General features: G+C 66.0%; 15 protein-coding genes, 1 tRNA gene, 4 pseudogenes and 1 riboswitch. Of the genes and pseudogenes, 12 read left to right on the top strand and 8 right to left on the bottom strand.

The features are described 5' to 3' along the window. Window positions 1–147: 147 nt before the first annotated feature. The 4 genes from LZP97_RS15785 to LZP97_RS15770 form a co-directional block, all read right to left on the bottom strand. Window positions 148–717, bottom strand: a complete 570-nt coding sequence (locus LZP97_RS15785) for a universal stress protein (protein ID WP_234574781.1) — start codon at window positions 715–717, stop codon at window positions 148–150. Between the two features lie 10 nt (window positions 718–727). Beyond that, window positions 728–1,093: a fluoride efflux transporter FluC gene (locus tag LZP97_RS15780; RefSeq protein ID WP_234574779.1), complete on the bottom strand. Its 366-nt coding sequence runs from the start codon at window positions 1,091–1,093 to the stop codon at window positions 728–730. Then, complete coding sequence (locus LZP97_RS15775; RefSeq protein ID WP_234574778.1) at window positions 1,090–1,608, bottom strand: fluoride efflux transporter FluC; 519 nt, start codon at window positions 1,606–1,608, stop codon at window positions 1,090–1,092. Before LZP97_RS15775 ends, LZP97_RS15780 begins: the two co-directional genes overlap by 4 nt. Window positions 1,609–1,628: 20 nt before the next feature. After that, window positions 1,629–1,716: riboswitch (Fluoride riboswitch) on the bottom strand. Window positions 1,717–1,961: 245 nt separating this feature from the next. Beyond that, complete coding sequence (locus tag LZP97_RS15770) at window positions 1,962–2,579, bottom strand: TetR/AcrR family transcriptional regulator (RefSeq protein WP_003934622.1); 618 nt, start codon at window positions 2,577–2,579, stop codon at window positions 1,962–1,964. A 90-nt stretch (window positions 2,580–2,669) separates the two neighbouring features. Here LZP97_RS15770 and LZP97_RS15765 point away from each other — a divergent pair, with 90 nt between their 5' ends. Beyond that, window positions 2,670–3,491 (top strand): oxygenase MpaB family protein, encoded by an 822-nt coding sequence (locus tag LZP97_RS15765; protein ID WP_234574776.1) that lies wholly within the window; start codon window positions 2,670–2,672, stop codon window positions 3,489–3,491. Here LZP97_RS15765 and LZP97_RS15760 read toward each other — a convergent pair. Continuing rightward, window positions 3,442–4,719 (bottom strand): esterase/lipase family protein, encoded by a 1,278-nt coding sequence (locus LZP97_RS15760; RefSeq protein WP_234574775.1) that lies wholly within the window; start codon window positions 4,717–4,719, stop codon window positions 3,442–3,444. The genes LZP97_RS15765 and LZP97_RS15760 overlap by 50 nt on opposite strands. Window positions 4,720–4,937: 218 nt before the next feature. Here LZP97_RS15760 and LZP97_RS15755 point away from each other — a divergent pair. From LZP97_RS15755 to LZP97_RS15735, 5 genes and pseudogenes are all read left to right on the top strand, one after another. Then, window positions 4,938–5,011 (top strand) — tRNA-Gly (locus tag LZP97_RS15755). Between the two features lie 137 nt (window positions 5,012–5,148). Next, window positions 5,149–6,279: a DUF262 domain-containing protein gene (locus LZP97_RS15750; protein ID WP_234574774.1), complete on the top strand. Its 1,131-nt coding sequence runs from the start codon at window positions 5,149–5,151 to the stop codon at window positions 6,277–6,279. Further along, entirely contained in the window at window positions 6,276–6,926 is a 651-nt protein-coding gene (locus LZP97_RS15745; RefSeq protein WP_267966262.1) for an MAE_28990/MAE_18760 family HEPN-like nuclease, read from the top strand. Before LZP97_RS15750 ends, LZP97_RS15745 begins: the two co-directional genes overlap by 4 nt. A 142-nt stretch (window positions 6,927–7,068) precedes the next feature. Then, a pseudogene (locus LZP97_RS15740) lies at window positions 7,069–7,236 on the top strand (IS1634 family transposase); the annotation flags it as partial. Between the two features lie 201 nt (window positions 7,237–7,437). Then, window positions 7,438–7,986 (top strand): annotated as a pseudogene (locus LZP97_RS15735) (IS1634 family transposase); the annotation flags it as partial. 20 nt (window positions 7,987–8,006) lie between these two features. Here LZP97_RS15735 and LZP97_RS15730 read toward each other — a convergent pair. Beyond that, window positions 8,007–9,574: pseudogene (locus LZP97_RS15730) on the bottom strand (IS1634 family transposase). Window positions 9,575–9,639: 65 nt separating this feature from the next. Here LZP97_RS15730 and LZP97_RS15725 point away from each other — a divergent pair. The 4 genes and pseudogenes from LZP97_RS15725 (at window position 9,640) to LZP97_RS15705 (ending at window position 15,003) form a co-directional block, all read left to right on the top strand. Further along, window positions 9,640–10,784 (top strand): annotated as a pseudogene (locus LZP97_RS15725) (IS1634 family transposase). 661 nt (window positions 10,785–11,445) lie between these two features. Next, the gene (locus tag LZP97_RS15715; RefSeq protein ID WP_234574764.1) at window positions 11,446–13,704 is read left to right on the top strand and encodes an NADP-dependent isocitrate dehydrogenase; all 2,259 of its coding nucleotides are present in this window, start codon (window positions 11,446–11,448) and stop codon (window positions 13,702–13,704) included. Between the two features lie 547 nt (window positions 13,705–14,251). Further along, entirely contained in the window at window positions 14,252–14,554 is a 303-nt protein-coding gene (locus LZP97_RS15710) for a hypothetical protein (protein ID WP_234574763.1), read from the top strand. Next, the gene (locus LZP97_RS15705) at window positions 14,554–15,003 is read left to right on the top strand and encodes a hypothetical protein (protein WP_234574761.1); all 450 of its coding nucleotides are present in this window, start codon (window positions 14,554–14,556) and stop codon (window positions 15,001–15,003) included. The genes LZP97_RS15710 and LZP97_RS15705 overlap by 1 nt, the downstream gene beginning before the upstream one ends. Window positions 15,004–15,313: 310 nt before the next feature. On the opposite strand, the gene LZP97_RS15700 is transcribed toward LZP97_RS15705, so the two are convergent. Then, the gene (locus tag LZP97_RS15700; RefSeq protein ID WP_234574759.1) at window positions 15,314–16,855 is read right to left on the bottom strand and encodes a SulP family inorganic anion transporter; all 1,542 of its coding nucleotides are present in this window, start codon (window positions 16,853–16,855) and stop codon (window positions 15,314–15,316) included. Window positions 16,856–17,055: 200 nt separating this feature from the next. Between LZP97_RS15700 and LZP97_RS15695 the strand changes: the two genes are divergently transcribed. Further along, entirely contained in the window at window positions 17,056–17,433 is a 378-nt protein-coding gene (locus LZP97_RS15695; protein ID WP_234575075.1) for a MerR family transcriptional regulator, read from the top strand. A 52-nt stretch (window positions 17,434–17,485) separates the two neighbouring features. Here LZP97_RS15695 and LZP97_RS15690 read toward each other — a convergent pair whose 3' ends face one another. Then, the gene (locus LZP97_RS15690; RefSeq protein WP_234574758.1) at window positions 17,486–18,649 is read right to left on the bottom strand and encodes an alpha/beta fold hydrolase; all 1,164 of its coding nucleotides are present in this window, start codon (window positions 18,647–18,649) and stop codon (window positions 17,486–17,488) included. A 98-nt stretch (window positions 18,650–18,747) separates the two neighbouring features. Here LZP97_RS15690 and dcd point away from each other — a divergent pair, with 98 nt between their 5' ends. Further along, on the top strand, window positions 18,748–19,338 hold the full coding sequence (dcd, locus tag LZP97_RS15685) for a dCTP deaminase (protein ID WP_003934612.1): 591 nt from the start codon (window positions 18,748–18,750) through the stop codon (window positions 19,336–19,338). Window positions 19,339–19,351 lie beyond the last annotated feature (13 nt).

Below are 19,351 nucleotides of genomic sequence, written 5' to 3'. Positions count from 1 at the left end.
TATCTGTTGTTGCCGGTCGAATGGAGCCGCGATACCGGAGTCGCCTTCCTCCTACCGCGGTCGGAGGCGATCCGCATCGACTTCTTCCCGGCGGAAGTCGCGCCGCCGCCCCACGGTGTGGCTGAGCGCCCGCGCCACGACCCGATGTCAGTCGGGCTTGCGGCCGGTACCGGAACCGGTACCGAGCCGGGCGACCGTGTTGTGCGGCACCAGCAACACCGGGCGGTGACTGTGGTGGACCAGGCGAGCCGAGACCGACTCACCGAGCAACCGGTCGATGCGGGCCATCAGGTCCCGCCGGGGCGTGCCGATGAGGATCATCGCCGCGTCGTGGGCGTCGGCGAGCGCGATCAGCACCTTCGCCGGATCCCCGGCACGACCGTGATACGTCCAGTTTCCGGCCGAGGTGGCCAGCACCGCGCACGCCTGCTCACGCTCGCGGTCCAAGGCCTCGCAGATCCGGGCCTCCCAGTCGTCCGAATCCGGATCGATCGGCAGATCCTCGGTGTCGACGACGTGCGCGACGTGCAGATACGCTCTCAGGCCGGCGCCGAGCTCGATCGCGAACTCCAGGGCCCGGCGGCTGGCCGCGTGCCGGTCGAACCCGACCACCAGGGCGGTCGAGGCCCGCGTCGGTGCGGCGGGGCCGTCGATGCGCCGCGGAACCCGCCAGTCCCACACCTGCGCCTCGGATTTCCGCTCGGAACGTTTGCTCATCACGGCCTCCTCACAGCGCGGCCAGCGCCAGCCCCGCGGCACCGGCGGCGACCGTCGTTCCCAGTGTGCCCAGAGCGTTGGCCAGCGTGGCGGCGTATCGCTGCTGCTGGATCAGCCGCACCGTCTCGAACGAGGCGGTGCTGAACGTGGTGTACCCGCCGCAGAACCCCACCCCGGTGATCGTGACGAGTGATGCAGACGCATCGTGGAACATCACCGCCCCGACCAGCACCCCGAGCAGCAACGAGCCGGTGACGTTGATCGCCACCGTCGCCCACGGGAAAGTCGATGCGAGCCGCGCCCGGATCGCCCCGTCGAGCACGAAGCGCGTCACCGCGCCACCGCTGCCGGCCAGCGCCACCCACAACGTGATCATCGCCCCGACCTCCTGTCCCGCGCCGCGCCCAGCGCGACCCCGACGGCGATTCCGGTCGCGGTGGCAACCAGACCGGCCAGCACGGTGCCGACCGCATAGGAAAGCGCACTCACTGCGTGCCCCCCGTGGAGCAGCAGATCGGTGTCCACGGCGAGGGTGCTGTAGGTGGTGAACGATCCCAAGGCGCCGGTCCCGGCGCCGAGACGGGCGGGGCGCCGCCACGAGGTGTCGGGGCCGAGCCGGGTGAGCGCCTCGAGCAGCACCCCGAGCAGCAGCGCCCCGACCACGTTGATCACGAAGGTGGTCACCGGCCATGCGCCGGGCGCGGTCGGAAACAGTTCTTCGAGCCCATAGCGGGCCGTGGTGCCGACCAGCCCTCCGACAGCGACCGCGGTCACCGCGGCCGGACGAAGATGAAGCGCCCGCCTGGGTGCGGCATCGGTAGTGGCGGCGACCGCGGAGGGTGCATCGGAATCGAGCGGCAACCTCGGGTGTGAATCGGTGGGCTCGGCCATCCGAAAAGACTCCTTCCTCGCAGGGGGAAGGAACCATCAGCCCCGTGGGCGGGGCGGTTCAGGCCACCGAGACGGTGACCTCGGCGGAGATCCATCGCCGCGTCCGATCGTACAACCTCGAACGGTCCCATCGTCGGGCGACAGCCGCGGGGAGCATGTTGCCCGAATTCATGATCGTGCACGCACAGTTCACCGGCCCGACGGCGGCCGAGGCCGGGCCACGAACACATCGGTGAAGCACTTCGCCTCGTCGCTCGGGGCGGGACTACCGCACATACCCTGGCATCACGGCCATGTCTCGGTCGACCGGGGCACGAAAGCAGATGCCTCCCGCACGAGTGGGCGGGGCCGCGTCAGCGTGCCTGCGACGACATCGTGAGCAGGAAGTCGGTGCACGCCTCGATCACCTCGTCCTCGCCGAGCGGGCTGTCGCCCTCGAGCCACGCGGTGAGGACCTGGGCGAGGCCGCCGACGACGAAGTGGGCGGCGAGGTCGAGCCGCGGCGTGGAGCTCACCTCGAAGAAGTCCACCGCCTGCGCCGTCACCAGGCCCGCGAACATGCGTGACGACTCGAGTCGTCGGCTCACCAGATGCGGGTTGGCCTGGCTGACGGAGAAGACGAGCCGGCCCAGGCGCGGATCCTCGGCGACCTCGTGGACGATGTTCGCCACGCCGGCGCGGACCACCGCCCGCTCGTCGCGCGGCGCCTCCGTCACCGCCCGCAGGGTGCTTTCGGCGATGCGCTGGATGACGTGGTCGTACACGGCGACGGTGAGTTCGTCGCGGTCGGCGAAGTTCTCGTAGAAGTAGCGTGAGGCCAGGCCGGTCCGCTTGCACACGCCGCGGACGGAGAGCGTGTGATCGCCCTCGGGTCCGCCGAGGATGTCGAGCCCGGCCTCGATGAGCTGCGCCCGTCGTTCCGCCTGCCGCTGTTCTCCCCCGCGTCCTCCGTAGAGCCGTCCTGTCACCATCCGTCCATCTTCGCAGGAGACCTCTTTACCCCGATCATATATGTGAGTACAGTCGTGCTCACATTCCGGAAGGGCGAAGGGATCGACGTTGTGACCACCCTCGAGAAGCCCGCGGAGTTCGACGACGTCATGGATGGGATCGGCCTCATGGCCGGCGCGGCGAACGTCATCATGCAGCTGTCCCACCCCGGCGTCGGGTACGGCGTCGTCGAGAGCCGCGTCGCCTCCGGCCGACTGTTCGACCACCCGATCAAGCGCACCCGCACAACCCTCACCTACCTGGCCGTCGCGGCCACCGGCACCGAAGAGGAGAAGAAGCTCTACCGCAACGCCGTCAACTCCGCCCACCGGCACGTCCGCTCCACCGAGACCAGCCCGGTCGAGTACAACGCGTTCGACCCCGAACTGCAGTTGTGGGTGGCCGCATGCATCTACCGCGGATTCGAGGACGTGCACAACGCGCTCTACGGGCCGATCCCCGCCGAGGCCGTCGACTGGTACTACCGCAAGGGCGCCGCCTTCGGCACCACCTTGCAGGTCAGGCCCGACCTGTGGCCCGCGGACCGCGAGGCGTTCGAGGAGTACTGGAACGACGCGCTCGCCGCGGTCGACATCGACGACGTCGTGCGCGAGCACCTCTACGCCATCGCAACCATGCGTTTCCTGCCCCGCCCGGTGTCGCTGCTGTTCGGCCGGCTCAACCTGTTCCTCACCACCGGCTTCCTGCCCCCGGTGTTCCGCGACCGCATGCGGCTGCCGTGGAGCCCGCGCGACCAGCGCCGCTTCGACCGGCTCATGCGCACCCTCGGTGCGGTCAACTCGCGGGTCCCGGTGGCGCTGCGTGAAGCGCCCTACCGGCTGCTCATGGCCGATCTGCGCCGGCGGATCCGGACGGGTCGTCCCCTGGTCTAGATCCTTCGGGCCCGGTGCGCAGCCACATCAGCAGCTGCCGGTAGACCTCGTCGTCGTTGAGCAACGTCAGATGATGCGCCGGCGCCCGGTGCATGCCGTCCTCCGTGCGGAAGCCGATGCGCCGGGTCCGGCCGTTCCCCGACGCACTCGGCACGAGGACGAGCCCGTCCCCGAGCAACCGCCCCAGCGGATGCCGCGGACTGCGGGTCAGGGTCGCCGTCACGAAGCAGTGCATCGCCCCGTCGAGCAGCGGCACCTCCCGGCACACGGCGCGGCGCAGATCGTCCGCGTTGCGACCGGACCAGTCCTCGTCGACGACCGCGCCCCGGTTCAGGTCGCGAATGCCGGCGCTGCGCCGTCGCAGCAGCGTCCCGAACGGCTTCGCCTCCGGGATCGCGACGAGCGCCGCGCTCGCATAGTGCACCGCCTGCTCGAGCGGCGCGCCCAGATGCGGGGACCCGAGCGAAACGACCTGCCGCACAAGACGAGTCCACGCCTTCTCGGTGCCGTAGAAGCAGGCGCTGCGCGCGACGAGTCCACCCATCGAGTGACCGACGAGCGCGATCTGTTCGACCTCGCGTGGCCACACCCGCACGAGCGTGTCGAGCAGCTCCGCAAGCTCGCGACCGTTGGTGGAGATGTGCCGGCCGGTGTTGTAGCGCACGAACACCGATGCGCATCCGAGATCGTCGACGAGCCGTTCGCCGTAGGTGCGGCGACCGCCGAACCGCCACGTCGCCTCGGTCTCCATCAATCCGTGCACGAACACCACCACGCGGCCGGCCGCGTGCGGGAACGCGCGGGCGAGGGCCTCGGCCGTGAGCGGCACGGCGCGCCCGTCCACCCGCACCGACATCGGCAGCGCCAGCGGCGATCCCTCCGACTCGAGGACGTCCCCGATCAGCCCGTCGACCGCGGCGATCGCCATCGCGCCGCGAACGGTCTCCGACGGCACCCGGTCCCCGGTGGACTCCGCGAGCCCGAACTCGGCCAGCTTCCCCGTCGCCGACGCGGCCTCTCGGATGACGGAATAGACCCCGTCGGTGATCGCGTCGTGCGCGGCCTTGACCGCCAGTGCCGGTGTCCCGACTCCCAGCGCGACCGCCCCGAACACCCGGTCGGAGATGCGGCGGTGCACCGCCTGCACGCCGCCGGTCGCCGCACCCACCTCGTCGAGCAGCAACCGAGCCAGCTCCGACGCCTCGGACCGTTCCCCCGTGGCCTTCATGCCTTCAGTGTGGGGGAACGACGCGCCGCTGTCGTCTCGTCCGAGCGGGAGGATCCGGCGGCGAACGGGTGGTTTCGGACGTCGCCACTCGGCGTTTGCCGCAACCACGGCCCGCTGGACGCGGGACCATCCCGGTCGGTGTGACAACGGCCGCGCGGAGTCTGCTACAGTGTGCGACGAGCTTGGGACGAAGCCGAGAAACGGCAAAAGCCCAGCGTGCCGATGTAGTTCAATGGTAGAACATCAGCTTCCCAAGCTGAATACGCGGGTTCGATTCCCGTCATCGGCTCCAGCATTTCAACAGGTAGAGGGCGTTCCCAATCGCGGGAGCGCCCTTCTTCATTCCCGGAGACGCCGCGATCGACGGCGGAAACTCGATCAAAGTACGATGTGCGAACCAGCCACCCCTCTTGCAAGAAGGCGGTCCAAGTGAGTGAGCGAACTCTCCAACAAGAGATCGAGTCCGCGCGTCAGACCATCCGCGCCGATGCCCTCTCCATGTCGGTCGGCGAGATCGCAAGTATCTACCGCGACGAAGAGCTTGTCATCCGGCCGGAATTCCAACGGTTGTTCCGCTGGGAGGATGACCAGAAGTCACGCCTCGTGGAGAGCATCCTGCTTGGAATCCCTATTCCGTCAATCTTCGTACTCCAGCGGGACAACGGCGTTTGGGAAGTGATCGACGGACTCCAACGAATCAGCACCATCCTTGAATTCATGGGCGAGCTTCGCAAAGAGGATGGTGAAGGCGACGAACTCTGCGAACCGAGCGTACTCGTGGCAACTCAATATCTCCACCAACTCGAAGGCGTCGGATACGACGACACCAACGAAAAGGCAGAGCGCACGCTTACGCCCGGGCAACGGCTTGCATTCAAAAGAGCCAAGATTGACGTCAAGGTTCTGCTCCCCGAGAGCGATGAACGGGCAAAATTCGAGCTTTTCGACCGCCTCAATACGGGCGGAAGTCCGCTTTCTGCACAGGAAATTCGAAATGCACAGCTAATCATGCGGGATTCATCACTCTACGAATGGCTGGAATCTCTTAGGGTAGACCCGAATTTCCAAGAAGTCATCACCATTAGCGATCGCCTATACGACGAAGCCTACGATATGGAACTCGTCTGCCGATTCTTCGCATTACATCGAAGTTCAAACGAGGAACTGAAACGAATTGGGAACATCGACTCCTTTCTGTCAACTAAGATCTTCGACACAATCGACGACCCCCGTTTTGACCGCGAAGCGGAAGCAGAAAAGTTCCGTCGAACATACAAACTCCTAGCAGAAACAATGGGCGAGGACTCATTCAAACGCGTGGACAACGGCCGATTTATGGGTGCATTCTCAGTCTCAGCTTTCGAGTCCATTTCAACTGGAATCGGCGAAAATGTCACTGAATGGACGGCCCTCGAAAGCCAGAGTCCCGGTTCAGTCCGTCAGCGGATCGTCGAGTGGTGGAGGAACTCAGACTTCCGAGGCGGTTCCGGGAGTGGCATCCGTGCGTCTACAAGGCTCCCGAAGACACTGCCCGCCGCCCGCAACTTCTTTGCAAAATGAGCGCGTCTATCCGAACCGCGGAACAGCTATTCGAGCGCATATCTGAAGACCTATCTTGGCGGCAACGGGAAATATTCCTTTTTAATTCAAGAATGAAGGGCGATGAGTTTGAGCGCACATTGCTGCGTTCGTCCGTTGCACTTCTTTATGCTCACTGGGAAGGGTTCGTCAAGAATGCGTGCAGCTACTATCTGAGCTATCTAGCCTCAAAGCGATTGTCCATCCAACAATTGCGGCCCGAACTCGCTGCACTTGCGTTGCGCCGACGAATATTTGAGGTCAGCGACACCCGCAAGGTCCAAATACAAGCAGAGTTCGTCCGCGACATGCGAGAGCGGTCCGCAGAGCGCGCTCGGATACCGACAAGTGGCAATGCGGTACGCACGGAATCCAATTTATCTTCCAAGGTGCTGACCGAAATCCTCACCTCGGTGGGATGCGACGCTTCGAGATACGAAGAGTTCGCCGACCTGATCGACGATCAACTGGTCGATGCGCGCAACAAGATCGCTCACGGCGACGAAAGCTACATTCGCCGACCGGAATGGGACGACCTATCTAAGCAGGTACTCTGGATCATGGATGACATCGCGACTCAGTTAGTGAATGCGGCAGTGCTCGAAACTTATTATGCCTGGAGGGCATAACGGCGTCTGGCCAAAATTCCCGCCGCCCGAGTTAGGGAATTACCGACGGATAGATCGATGTCCGGCTCCGTGACCTGCATGTTCTCCGTTCCCGTCGGGTGGATTGGGGTACTAATCAGGTAGCGTCCCGGCCGTGACATAGGTGCGGACCGCGTCCGGAGCAGTCGCGGTCCAGGTCGCCCGCAAAAACCGCGGCCGGGTCGAGATCATCGAACACGTCGGGTCGGCGCACACCGATGCCGAACTCGGTGTGCTGCTCGCCCGAGCCCGCCGCATCGTCGACGGCGAGCAGGGCGTACTCGACCTCGAGGGTCTCCACCCGCATCGCCCGGGTCGACAAGGTCGCCTGAGTTGCACCAGGTAAGTCGGTTTCCGGGGTAGTCGCGGACATTTGTCCTGACCTGAGTTGCACCAGGTAAGTCGGTTTCCGGGGTAGTCGCGGACATTTGTGCAGGTAGCGGCGGTGCGTTGCCGGAAAGTGGCACACTAACGGCTCGGTAGACTCCGCCCCGTGGCCGCCTACATCCGCAAAGTCCGCACCGCCTCGGGAGCAACCGCGGTGCAGATCGCGGCCAAGCAGGGCCGCCGCGACAAGGTCCTCGAGCACCTCGGATCGGCCCACACCGACAGCGAACTCGCCGCCCTGCTCGAAACCGCTCGAACCAAACTGCTCGCCGGCCAGCAAGAGCTCGACCTCGACCTGGGCACCACCAGCTCTGCACCGACAATCACCGGGAAACGCTCCCGCTGGCTGATCGAGGTCATCGCTGCGGCCTGGCGACGTCTCGGCTTCGATGCGGTCGACCACGACGCGTTCTTCCAGCTCGTGGCAGCCCGGCTCGTCGAGCCGACGTCGGTTGCGGATGCGGGCAGAGTGCTGCGGGAGATCGGGATCGCCCCGGCCCACCGCAACACCTTCGTGCGGACCCTGCAACGATGCATCGCCCACGGGTACCGCGACGACATCGCACGACGCTGCTTCGAGCATGCCGCCACCACGGGGGATCTGAACCTGCTGCTCTACGACGTCACGACCTTGTATTTCGAAGCGGAGAGGAAGACGACCCGAGTTGCACCAGATTAGTGTGCCAACCCTGACCGGGGATTCGCGATGCCGAGGGAATCGAGGATGTGCACGGCGTCGTCGGTGAGCGGATCGAAGGCGGTGTGCTCGTGGCCGGCGATCGTGATGGTGACTTCCTGCAGGGGACGCAGGGTCCGCACGATCTTCCGGATCGACATCCCGGTCGCGTCCTGCAGGTAGCGTGAGATCGCCAACGCGGCGAACACGATGGTCAGGTGCGCCTCGATGGAATCGCGGGTGTGGCTGAAGATCGGGCGGGCCCGTAGGTCGGTCTTCGACATCCGAAACGACTGCTCGACATGCCACAGATCGTGATACTTCGCCATGACTTCCTGTGGATTCATCAGCGAGACAGGCAGGTTCGTCACGTAGCCTTTCAGCCCGATCAGGGAACGAGCCCGGGCCAGAGCATCGGTATCGAGGGATTTGCCCTTCGCGGTGCTCTTGACGAACCGCGGTGCTCTAGCAGCACGGGTGCCGTCGACGACCTCCCGGGCCCGGGTTTCCTGCGCGTTCAGAGTCTGGTTGTCCCGCAGGGCACGCTTGGTCGAGTACGCCCAGATCGCCCGCCACGCCGTCGTGTCGGCCGGCTCCCACACCGGCTCGCTGCGACGGGTAAGGTCGTTGACCGTGCTCTTGGCGTGCCGTGGGGTGACGGTGTCGATGACCTGCCCGTCGGTGAATACGTCCCCGTTCCAGTGGAAATGACTGGCCAGATCCGCCGGCGCCTTCGTCACCCGCGATCCGACGATGAACTTCAGTCCGGCGGCATCGAGATCCTTGAGATTCGTCGCCGACAACATCCCGGCGTCGGCGGCGATGACCATTTCCACCCCCTCGATATTGTGGCGGGCCTGGAACTGTCGCACGATCGGTACGATCGTGCGGGTCTCGGCGTGGTTTCCTTCGAAACATCCGATCTCCAAGGGGAATCCGGTGCGGTCGACGAGCAGCCCGACGACGATCTGCGGGTCGACCCGCCGCTCCTTGGAGTAGCCGACCTTACGGAGCTCGTCTTCCTCTCCGCTTCGAAATACAAGGTCGTGACGTCGTAGAGCAGCAGGTTCAGATCCCCCGTGGTGGCGGCATGCTCGAAGCAGCGTCGTGCGATGTCGTCGCGGTACCCGTGGGCGATGCATCGTTGCAGGGTCCGCACGAAGGTGTTGCGGTGGGCCGGGGCGATCCCGATCTCCCGCAGCACTCTGCCCGCATCCGCAACCGACGTCGGCTCGACGAGCCGGGCTGCCACGAGCTGGAAGAACGCGTCGTGGTCGACCGCATCGAAGCCGAGACGTCGCCAGGCCGCAGCGATGACCTCGATCAGCCAGCGGGAGCGTTTCCCGGTGATTGTCGGTGCAGAGCTGGTGGTGCCCAGGTCGAGGTCGAGCTCTTGCTGGCCGGCGAGCAGTTTGGTTCGAGCGGTTTCGAGCAGGGCGGCGAGTTCGCTGTCGGTGTGGGCCGATCCGAGGTGCTCGAGGACCTTGTCGCGGCGGCCCTGCTTGGCCGCGATCTGCACCGCGGTTGCTCCCGAGGCGGTGCGGACTTTGCGGATGTAGGCGGCCACGGGGCGGAGTCTACCGAGCCGTTAGTGTGCCACTTTCCGGCAACGCACCGCCGCTACCTGCACAAATGTCCGCGACTACCCCGGAAACCGACTTACCTGGTGCAACTCAGGTTCGAGCATGCCGCCACCACGGGGGATCTGAACCTGCTGCTCTACGACGTCACGACCTTGTATTTCGAAGCGGAGAGGAAGACGAGCTCCGTAAGGTCGGCTACTCCAAGGAGCGGCGGGTCGACCCGCAGATCGTCGTCGGGCTGCTCGTCGACCGCACCGGATTCCCCTTGGAGATCGGATGTTTCGAAGGAAACCACGCCGAGACCCGCACGATCGTACCGATCGTGCGACAGTTCCAGGCCCGCCACAATATCGAGGGGGTGGAAATGGTCATCGCCGCCGACGCCGGGATGTTGTCGGCGACGAATCTCAAGGATCTCGATGCCGCCGGACTGAAGTTCATCGTCGGATCGCGGGTGACGAAGGCGCCGGCGGATCTGGCCAGTCATTTCCACTGGAACGGGGACGTATTCACCGACGGGCAGGTCATCGACACCGTCACCCCACGGCACGCCAAGAGCACGGTCAACGACCTTACCCGTCGCAGCGAGCCGGTGTGGGAGCCGGCCGACACGACGGCGTGGCGGGCGATCTGGGCGTACTCGACCAAGCGTGCCCTGCGGGACAACCAGACTCTGAACGCGCAGGAAACCCGGGCCCGGGAGGTCGTCGACGGCACCCGTGCTGCTAGAGCACCGCGGTTCGTCAAGAGCACCGCGAAGGGCAAATCCTCGATACCGATGCTCTGGCCCGGGCTCGTTCCCTGATCGGGCTGAAAGGCTACGTGACGAACCTGCCTGTCTCGCTGATGAATCCACAGGAAGTCATGGCGAAGTATCACGATCTGTGGCATGTCGAGCAGTCGTTTCGGATGTCGAAGACCGACCTACGGGCCCGCCCGATCTTCAGCCACACCCGCGATTCCATCGAGGCGCACCTGACCATCGTGTTCGCCGCGTTGGCGATCTCACGCTACCTGCAGGACGCGACCGGGATGTCGATCCGGAAGATCGTGCGGACCCTGCGTCCCCTGCAGGAAGTCACCATCACGATCGCCGGCCACGAGCACACCGCCTTCGATCCGCTCACCGACGACGCCGTGCACATCCTCGATTCCCTCGGCATCGCGAATCCCCGGTCAGGGTTGGCACACTAATCTGGTGCAACTCGGGACTGTCCCACTCGCCCGCGCTGAGCGAGTCCGCGTACGACTCGCCGATTTGCTGATTGGTGCGGCGGAGCCGGATCGCCGCGACGGTCAACGCAGTCCTGCCCCATGCACAGGCCCGGTAGAGCGACAAAACTATTGGGTGGTGTAACGACGACGATGCTGATCAGGCGATGCCGACGAGGCGGGTCGGGCCGAGGATGAGACGACCGTAATCCTTACCGTCACAACGGATCATCGAATCGTTCGACGTCGGGAGGGTCGGCAACGCGCGGAGGAGTCGACCGGTGCGGCAAGCGCGATGATCACACCGAACACACTGAGACAAAGGGCGCTTTCGGAAATTCGACAGGGGAGGGGTACCGCCGCCGACCGGACTATCCACAGCCGGGTTTGAGCCGGACGGCCGTCGGCGGTCACGGTGGGGCGTGCACCCGGGGGTGCGCCGACTCGCGTTCGCGTCACGGGAGAGCAGGCGCACGATCGGGTGCTTGCCGTCAGCGGGCTGTCGGAGCCTGTTAGCGGAGTTCGCGCTACTGGCGGGTAAATATGGTTCTTGTGTTCTCGCACGTAGCCTGATACTCGATGCAATACCGCACGCAAAGCACTTCGTGAAGCGGACCGAACTGACGTGGGAGACGAGACAAGAATGAGCGCCGATAAGCAGTCGACCATCATCTACACGTTGACCGACGAGGCACCGTTGCTCGCGACCTACGCCTTCCTGCCGATCGTGCGTACCTTCGCTGGTGCCGCGGGCATCGAGATCGAGTCCAGCGACATCTCGGTGCCGGCGCGGATCCTGGCCGAGTTCCCCGACCGCCTCACGGAAGAGCAGCGCGTCGCGGACAACCTTGCCGAGCTGGGTCGTCTGACGCAACTGGCCGAGACCAACATCATCAAACTGCCTAACATCAGCGCGTCTGTGCCGCAGCTCCTGGCCGCCATCAAGGAACTGCAGGGCAAGGGCTACCAGGTCCCGGATTTCCCGGACGCCCCGAAGACGGAAGAGGAGCGTGCCATCCGGGAGCGCTACGGCAAGATTCTCGGCAGTGCGGTCAACCCGGTCCTGCGTGAGGGCAACTCCGATCGGCGCGCACCCCGGGCGGTGAAGGAGTACGCCCGTAAGCACCCGCACAGCATGGGCGAGTGGTCGATGGCCTCACGCAGCCACGTCGCGCACATGCGGCACGGCGACTTCTACCACGGCGAGAAGTCGATGACGCTGGACCGGCCGCGCAAGGTCCGGATGGAGCTGGTGACCGAGGGCGGCGAGACGATCGTCCTCAAGCCCGAGGTGGACCTGGGTGAGGGCGACATCATGGACAGCATGTTCATGAGCAAGACGGCGTTGCTCGACTTCTACGAGGAGCAGATGGAGGATGCGCGCAAGACGGGCGTGATGTTCTCCCTCCACGTCAAGGCGACGATGATGAAGGTCTCGCACCCCATCGTCTTCGGCCACGCGGTGAAGACCTTTTACAAGGACGCCTTCGCCAAGCATCAGAAGCTGTTCGACGAACTGGGCGTCAACGTCAACAATGGTCTCGGCGACCTGTACGACAAGATCGAGACGCTGCCCAGCACGCAGCGCGACGAAATCAATCAGGACCTGCACAACTGCCATGAGCACCGTCCCGAGTTGGCCATGGTCGATTCCGCCCGCGGCATCTCGAACTTCCATTCACCCAGCGACGTCATCGTGGATGCCTCGATGCCCGCGATGATCCGCTCAGGCGGCAAGATGTACGGCGCCGACGGAAGACCCAAGGACGTGAAAGCGGTCATGCCGGAGTCTACTTTCGCGCGCATCTACCAGGAGATCATCAACTTCTGTAAGACCAACGGCGCGTTCGACCCGACGACCATGGGTACCGTCCCCAACGTCGGGCTTATGGCGCAGAAGGCCGAGGAGTACGGCTCGCATGACAAGACTTTCGAGATTCCGGAGCAGGGCGAAGCCAACTTCGTCGATGTCGACACCGGTGAGGTGCTGCTCACCCAGCATGTCGAGGCGGGTGACATCTGGCGCATGTGCACTGTCAAGGACGCGCCGGTCCGCGACTGGGTCAAGCTCGCGGTCACCCGGGCACGCAACTCCGGTATGCCGGTCCTGTTCTGGCTCGACCCGTACCGCCCTCACGAGAACGAGTTGATCAAGAAGGTCGAGCTGTACCTGCAGGATCATGACACCGAGGGCCTCGACATCCAGATCATGTCGCAGGTGCGCTCGATGCGGTACACGCTGGAGCGGCTGATCCGCGGGATGGACACTATCGCCGCGACCGGCAACATCCTGCGTGACTACCTCACCGACCTGTTCCCGATCCTCGAACTCGGTACGAGCGCCAAGATGCTGTCGATTGTGCCGCTGATGGCGGGCGGCGGCCTGTACGAGACGGGCGCCGGCGGGTCGGCGCCCAAGCACGTCAAGCAGTTGGTGGAGGAGAACCACCTGCGCTGGGATTCGCTCGGTGAGTTCCTGGCGTTGGCCGTAAGCCTGGAGGACCTCGGCATCAAGACTGGCAACGAGCGCGCCAAGATCCTGGCAAACACGCTCGATGCAGCGACCGGCAAGCTGCTGGAGACGAACAAGAGCCCGTCGCGCAAGACCGGCGAGCTCGACAACCGGGGCAGCCAGTTCTACCTCGCGATGTACTGGGCGCAGGAACTTGCCGCGCAGACCGAGGACCCGGAACTCGCAGAACAGTTCGCCCCGCTGGCCGAGGCGCTGGCCAGGGACGAGGACACGATCGTGCGGGAGCTGATCGAGGTGCAGGGCGCGCCGGTTGACATCGGCGGCTACTACAAGCCGGACCGGGACAAGACCGTGGCCGTGATGCGGCCGAGTCAGACCTTGAACACCGCGCTGGCGGCCGTCAACCCTGAGTCCGGAACCGCACCGTGACAGGTACACCTGCGTCCTTGTGAGTAAGGTCCGCCACTCCACGGCCGGTGCGACCGCGGGTCGTCGAGCAGACCGAAGTATGCACGGGCAGAGGGGAGGTCGACTGGCCCCCAAAACGGAGGGCCGGTCGACCTGCTCGCGTAGTACGCGGACGACGGCCGGCATTGGTACGAAATCACACCGATGAGAACTGAGTTGACGAAGTTTGTCGATCATCAGATCGGTTGTGCCAAGGACCGGTGCTCAAATTGCCGATCCTAATCCTCTCGGGACGGTCACCGACGTCGCGGCCGTCCCGGGGCGGGGTCCCGGCTGGTTGTTCCGGTGACAGCACCCCGCCTGACCCCGTGTCCACCCGAGGGGTCAACCCACGGTGCTCGGCGTCGGTGGCGGCGTGGTTGCCGTGTGGTGGGGTTGGTCGGTTGTGCGAACTGGGGGTGAGGACACGCCCCCCGTCCGGCTTGACGGATGCGGTCGATAGCGCAGTTCCGGCGCGGCCGCCCCCGCCACTTTGTAATACAATTTCTGCGCATCTGTAGTACGGGTGGTGGAACCCGACGACTTCCGACCCGAGGACGTGGACCTTGACCAGGGGCATTACGGCAAACACCAGCTGACCCGCCTCCGGGTTTACCAGGCGCTGCACGACCCCGACCGAGTTGTGTTCACCGACCCGCAGGGCAGCGTCTCCGGCATGACCCTCGAAGTTCTCGGCTATTCCGACAGCGGGGGCCGTGTCCTACGCGTCGTCATCGTCGAGGAACCCGAAGACGGATCCTTGTGGGTGGCTACCGCGTTCCCGCTCCGAAAGAGACCTTTGCTCCGTCAGTACACCGAAAGGAACCAGTGATGACGAAGACTCCACCTGCCGAACTCATCGCCCGGATCGCCGCCGAAGCCGACGCGCAGGGTGAGGACTACGACATCCCGGCCACCGCGAAGATCTCCCATCGCAATCCTCGCGCGAAGGTCCTCCAGATCCGGCTCAACGAGGACGAGTACACGCGCCTGGAAACCCTCGCCGCGGAGAAGGAACTGCCCGTCTCCACCGTCGCCCGCGCCTACCTGCTGAGGGCCCTGAAGAGCTGCGAGCCCGACCCCGGTGTCGAGGTCACTGCCGAGCAGCTCGAGATTCTGGCGCAGGTCCCGGAAGGGCTGTTCGATGTGCTCTCCGACATGCAACACGCCGCCCTTGCCGGAGCGGTCCCCGCCTCCTCCGGTACCGCCCGCAGGACGAGGATTCCCACGGCGGGCACGGCCCAGGGCAAAGCCAAGAACAAAACCAAGACTTCCCGGTAGGTGGACTTGTCCGACGCTCACTCCCGCACCGCAGCGCGGCTTTTCCTGCGCCTTCGCCCAAACATCCGTGTCGTCGAGCAGACGGTCCTGGCGGGATCAAAGTGAGCACCCGGTAGCGCGTGCGTGCGCCACGACTGACAGTCGACGCCGATCGACCAAGCGCCCGGCCGCCTGCGGGATCGAGTGTCCAGCGGCCCGCAGCGTGGCAATGCGCTGGCGTTCGAGCAGGCTCAGATACCGGGGAGGGGAGCGTGATGGGTGGTGTCGGTGGGGGCCGCGGATCGGGCGAGGACGCTCTGCCCAGCGGTGGTCAGTGGCCGTCGCCGAGCCGGCCGGAGAGCCGGTCGAGGCGGTCGAGGCTGGAGCCGTCGAGGCCGACGATCTCCACGTGCTTGCCCTTCGCCGCGTACTTGTGCCGGATCGCGTCGAGGGTGGCCACGGTGGACGCGTCCCAGATGTCGGCGCCGGTGAGGTCGATGACGACGTGGCGGGGGTCGCCGACGTAGTCGAACTGGTAGATCAGGTCGTTCGACGAGGCGAAGAACAGCTCGCCGTGCACCTTGTAGACGCGGGTGTCGACCGTGCCGTCGTGATCGGTATCGACCTCGGAGACCTTCTCGATGCTGATCATGTGGGCGACGCGGCGGGCGAAGAGCACCATGGCGGTGAGCACGCCGAGGATCACCCCGATCGCGAGGTTGTGGGTCGCGACGGTGGCAACCACGGTCACCAGCATCACCAGGGTTTCGCTGCGCGGCATCAGCTTCAGGGTGCGGGGGTGAATGCTGTGCCAGTCGAGGGTGGCGACCGACACCATGATCATCACCGCGACCAGGGCGGCCATCGGGATCAGCGCGACGACGTCGCCGAGCGCGACGACGAGGATCAGCAGGAACACCCCGGCCAGGAAGGTGGAGATGCGGGTGCGGGCCCCGGAGACCTTGACGTTGATCATGGTCTGCCCGATCATCGCGCAGCCACCCATGCCGCCGAAGAACCCGGTGACGAGGTTGGCCACGCCCTGTCCCCAGCCCTCGCGGGTCTTGTTCGAGTGGGTGTCGGTGATGTCGTCGACCAGCTTGGCGGTCATGAGCGACTCGAGCAGGCCGACCAGCGCCATCGCCAGCGCGTAGGGGGCGATGATCGACAGCGTCTCGGTGGTGAGCGGCACGTCGGGGACGAAGAGCATCGGGAGCGACTCGGGCAGCTCACCCTCATCGCCGACGTTCGGCACCTCCCACCCGAAGACGAGCACGGCGGCGGTGAGTGCCACGATCGCCACCAGCGGCGCCGGCACCACCGAGGTGAGCTTCGGCAGCAGGAACATCACCGCCAGCCCCGCCGCGACCAGGGGATAGACCAGCCAGGGCACGTCGATCAGGTGCGGCAACTGCGCGGTGAAGATCAAGATCGCCAGGGCGTTGACGAAGCCGACCATGACACTGCGCGGGATGAACCGCATCAGCTTGGCCACCCCCAGCACCGAGAGCGCCACCTGGAAGATGCCGCCCAGGATGACGGTGGCGACGAGATAGTCGAAGCCGTGCTCACGGGCCACCGGCGCGACGACCAACGCGATCGCGGCGGTGGCAGCGGAGATCATCGCCGGCCGTCCGCCGACGATCGAGATGGTGACCGTCATGGTGAACGAGGCGAACAACCCCACCCGCGGGTCCACCCCGGCGATGATGGAGAACGAGATCGCCTCCGGGATCAGCGCCAGTGCGACGACCAATCCCGCGAGGATCTCGGTCTTCAGGCGGTTCGGGGAGCGCAGCGCGCCGCGCACCGAGAGGGCGGGATCGGCGTCCGCTTCGGGAACGGCCGGGGCGCTGCCGGCAGGAGTGGTCACAGTCGGGTCTTCTTTCCAGCGGTGGGATGGGAACCGGGCGAGGCACCCGTGCGCGGACGGGACGGCGTCGTCGCGTCCGCGGGACCCGCGGAACTCTACCCTCCGGTGAGGGTAGAGTTCGAATCGAGGGTCGGACGGCTCGCTACGGTGGAGGCGGACCGGGAGGAAAGGGTGCGGCTGTGACCATCGATTCGGGGCATATGCAGATCGGACAGGTGGCCTCGCGCACCGAACTGTCGATCAAGACCATCCGCCACTACGACGAGGTGGGCCTGGTTACCCCGTCCGCCCGCAGCAGCGGCGGGTTCCGGCTCTACACCGACGACGACGTGCGGCGACTGCTGGTGATCCGGCGGATGAAGCCGCTCGGATTCACCCTCGAGGAGATGCGCGAGTTGCTCGCCGCTCTCGATCGGATCGCCGACGCCGCGACGTCCGGGCAGGCGGCCGACGACGCCCGCGGCGTGCTGGCGGAGTTCCACCGGCGCGCCGAGGACAGTTGCGCGCGTCTGCGCACCCAGCTCGCGTATGCGGAGGAACTGACCACCATCCTGGGCGAGCACGCCACCGGCACCTGACCCTCTCGGCGCCGACGATCCACTGCGGCGCGGATGTCGACCGCGGCGTCGGTCACCGCCCGCTCGCCTGCACCGGCCGGGTGTCCCGTTCGGCGAGCCGATCGACGAACGGCACGATCTTCGTGGCGACAGCGGCGTTGTAGGCCTGCGGTTGCTGGATCGGGTCGGCGTGCCCGGTGCCGGCCAACCGGACCACCAGCAGCGATCCCCTCGAACCGCCGACCCGCTCGAACAGCACCCGCTGGCTGTAGTCCACGTCGACGACGTCGTCGTCGGTGCCGCGCCCGGGCCGCACGAAGACCACCGCCGGACCGCGACTGTCCCCGCGACGTGACGCCAGCGCCCCCAGATCGTCGAGCGCACCCGAGGCGACGATGGCCTCGAACTGGGACTCGATCAGCCCGGTACTGGCCACGTCGGGGGCGAAGATCTTGTCCTCGAGCACTTCGGTGACCGCGTCGACCAGCCCACCGGGATCGACGGTGGGGAAGCCGTGCGGATGCGGAACGACGTAGCGGTCCTTGCGGGCGGCGGTCTCGACCACTAATCGAAGGGTGCGGCTCTCCCGCGCGCCGGGCACCCACCCCACCCAGCGCAGCAGGTCCTCACCGGCGTCGCGCTTGTCGGCCCGCACCGCGTGCAGATCGACGGGCGTGCAGTCCAGGATCACCGCCAGCAGATCCAGGCCCGGGTCGGCGACGACGTGCCCGGCCACCTCGAGGGCGATGATGCCGCCCATGCTGTGCCCGGTCAGCACGACGCGTTCCACCCCGGCCTGCTCCGCGTGGTCGACGATCATCCGGCTGATCACCGCGGTGTCGAGACCGGTGTTGTCGTACTGCACCGCCCACACCTGCCCGAGCGCGGCCAGCGCCGGGAGGGCTACGGCGGTGTCGGTGGCATCGAGATTGCCGAGTCCGACCATGCTCACCACCGCGGTGGCACGATCGGCCGGATCCGTCGCGTCGAAGATCGGATGCAGGTGCGGCCGGGTATGGGCCAGCCGGTCGCGTTCGGGGACGACGTCGTGGATCCAGTACTGTCCGCCCAGGATCGAGACCGGGACCGCCAGCAGCGCCAGCCACGCGAGACCGCGGCGTGCGCGCCCAAACCGCCGCCAGCTGTGCCCGAGCCGGGTGGAGCGCAGGCACTCTTTGCGACGCTCGTTGCTCCAGTCCGTCACCGGGCACGGCGCGAGGGACCGATCGTGCACCATGTGTGATCGAGCTTAGTCGCCGAGCCCGGCCGCCTGCCCCCGTCGCCGGGGGACTCGAGCCGCGGGGCCGCCCGGGGCGGGTTGTTAGTCTCTACCCCGTGCTGCTCTCCGATCGCGACATCCGCGCCGAGGTCGCCTCCGGGCGTCTCGGCATCGACCCCTTCGACGTCGCGATGGTGCAGCCGTCGAGCGTGGACGTGCGGCTCGACAGCCTGTTCCGGGTCTTCAACAACACCCGCTACACGCACATCGACCCTGCGTTGCGACAGGACGAACTCACTTCGCTCGTGCAGGCCCCGCCCGGGGAACCGTTCGTCCTGCACCCGGGGGAATTCGTGCTCGGGTCGACGATGGAGACGTGCAGCCTGCCCGACGATCTCGCCGGTCGTCTCGAGGGCAAGTCGTCGCTCGGCCGGCTCGGACTGTTGACCCATTCCACGGCCGGATTCATCGACCCGGGCTTCAGCGGGCACATCACCCTCGAGCTCTCCAACGTCGCCAACCTGCCGATCACGCTGTGGCCGGGGATGAAGATCGGGCAGTTGTGCCTGTTCCGGCTGACCAGCCCCGCCGAGCACCCCTACGGCAGCGCCGCCGTCGGCTCCAAGTACCAGGGCCAGCGCGGTCCGACGCCGTCGAAGGCGTATCTCAACTTCGTGCGCGAGCATCCCGACGCCCGGCCGAGCTGACCGGGCGCCCCCG

The organism is Rhodococcus sp. DMF-1, from assembly GCF_021441945.1.
GTDB lineage: Bacteria > Actinomycetota > Actinomycetes > Mycobacteriales > Mycobacteriaceae > Rhodococcus > Rhodococcus ruber.
Note: the sequence above shows the minus strand (reverse complement) of the source record. Positions and strands in the feature narration are given on the sequence as shown.

Coding starts and splice junctions, on each gene's coding strand:
- LZP97_RS15785 (WP_234574781.1), bottom strand. CDS start 717: ATGAGCAAACGTTCCGAGCGGAAATCCGAGGCGCAGGTGTGGGACTGG.
- LZP97_RS15780 (WP_234574779.1), bottom strand. CDS start 1,093: ATGATCACGTTGTGGGTGGCGCTGGCCGGCAGCGGTGGCGCGGTGACG.
- LZP97_RS15775 (WP_234574778.1), bottom strand. CDS start 1,608: ATGGCCGAGCCCACCGATTCACACCCGAGGTTGCCGCTCGATTCCGAT.
- LZP97_RS15770 (WP_003934622.1), bottom strand. CDS start 2,579: ATGGTGACAGGACGGCTCTACGGAGGACGCGGGGGAGAACAGCGGCAG.
- LZP97_RS15760 (WP_234574775.1), bottom strand. CDS start 4,719: ATGAAGGCCACGGGGGAACGGTCCGAGGCGTCGGAGCTGGCTCGGTTG.
- LZP97_RS15745 (WP_267966262.1), top strand. CDS start 6,276: ATGAGCGCGTCTATCCGAACCGCGGAACAGCTATTCGAGCGCATATCT.
- LZP97_RS15715 (WP_234574764.1), top strand. CDS start 11,446: ATGAGCGCCGATAAGCAGTCGACCATCATCTACACGTTGACCGACGAG.
- LZP97_RS15705 (WP_234574761.1), top strand. CDS start 14,554: ATGACGAAGACTCCACCTGCCGAACTCATCGCCCGGATCGCCGCCGAA.
- LZP97_RS15695 (WP_234575075.1), top strand. CDS start 17,056: ATGCAGATCGGACAGGTGGCCTCGCGCACCGAACTGTCGATCAAGACC.
- LZP97_RS15690 (WP_234574758.1), bottom strand. CDS start 18,649: ATGGTGCACGATCGGTCCCTCGCGCCGTGCCCGGTGACGGACTGGAGC.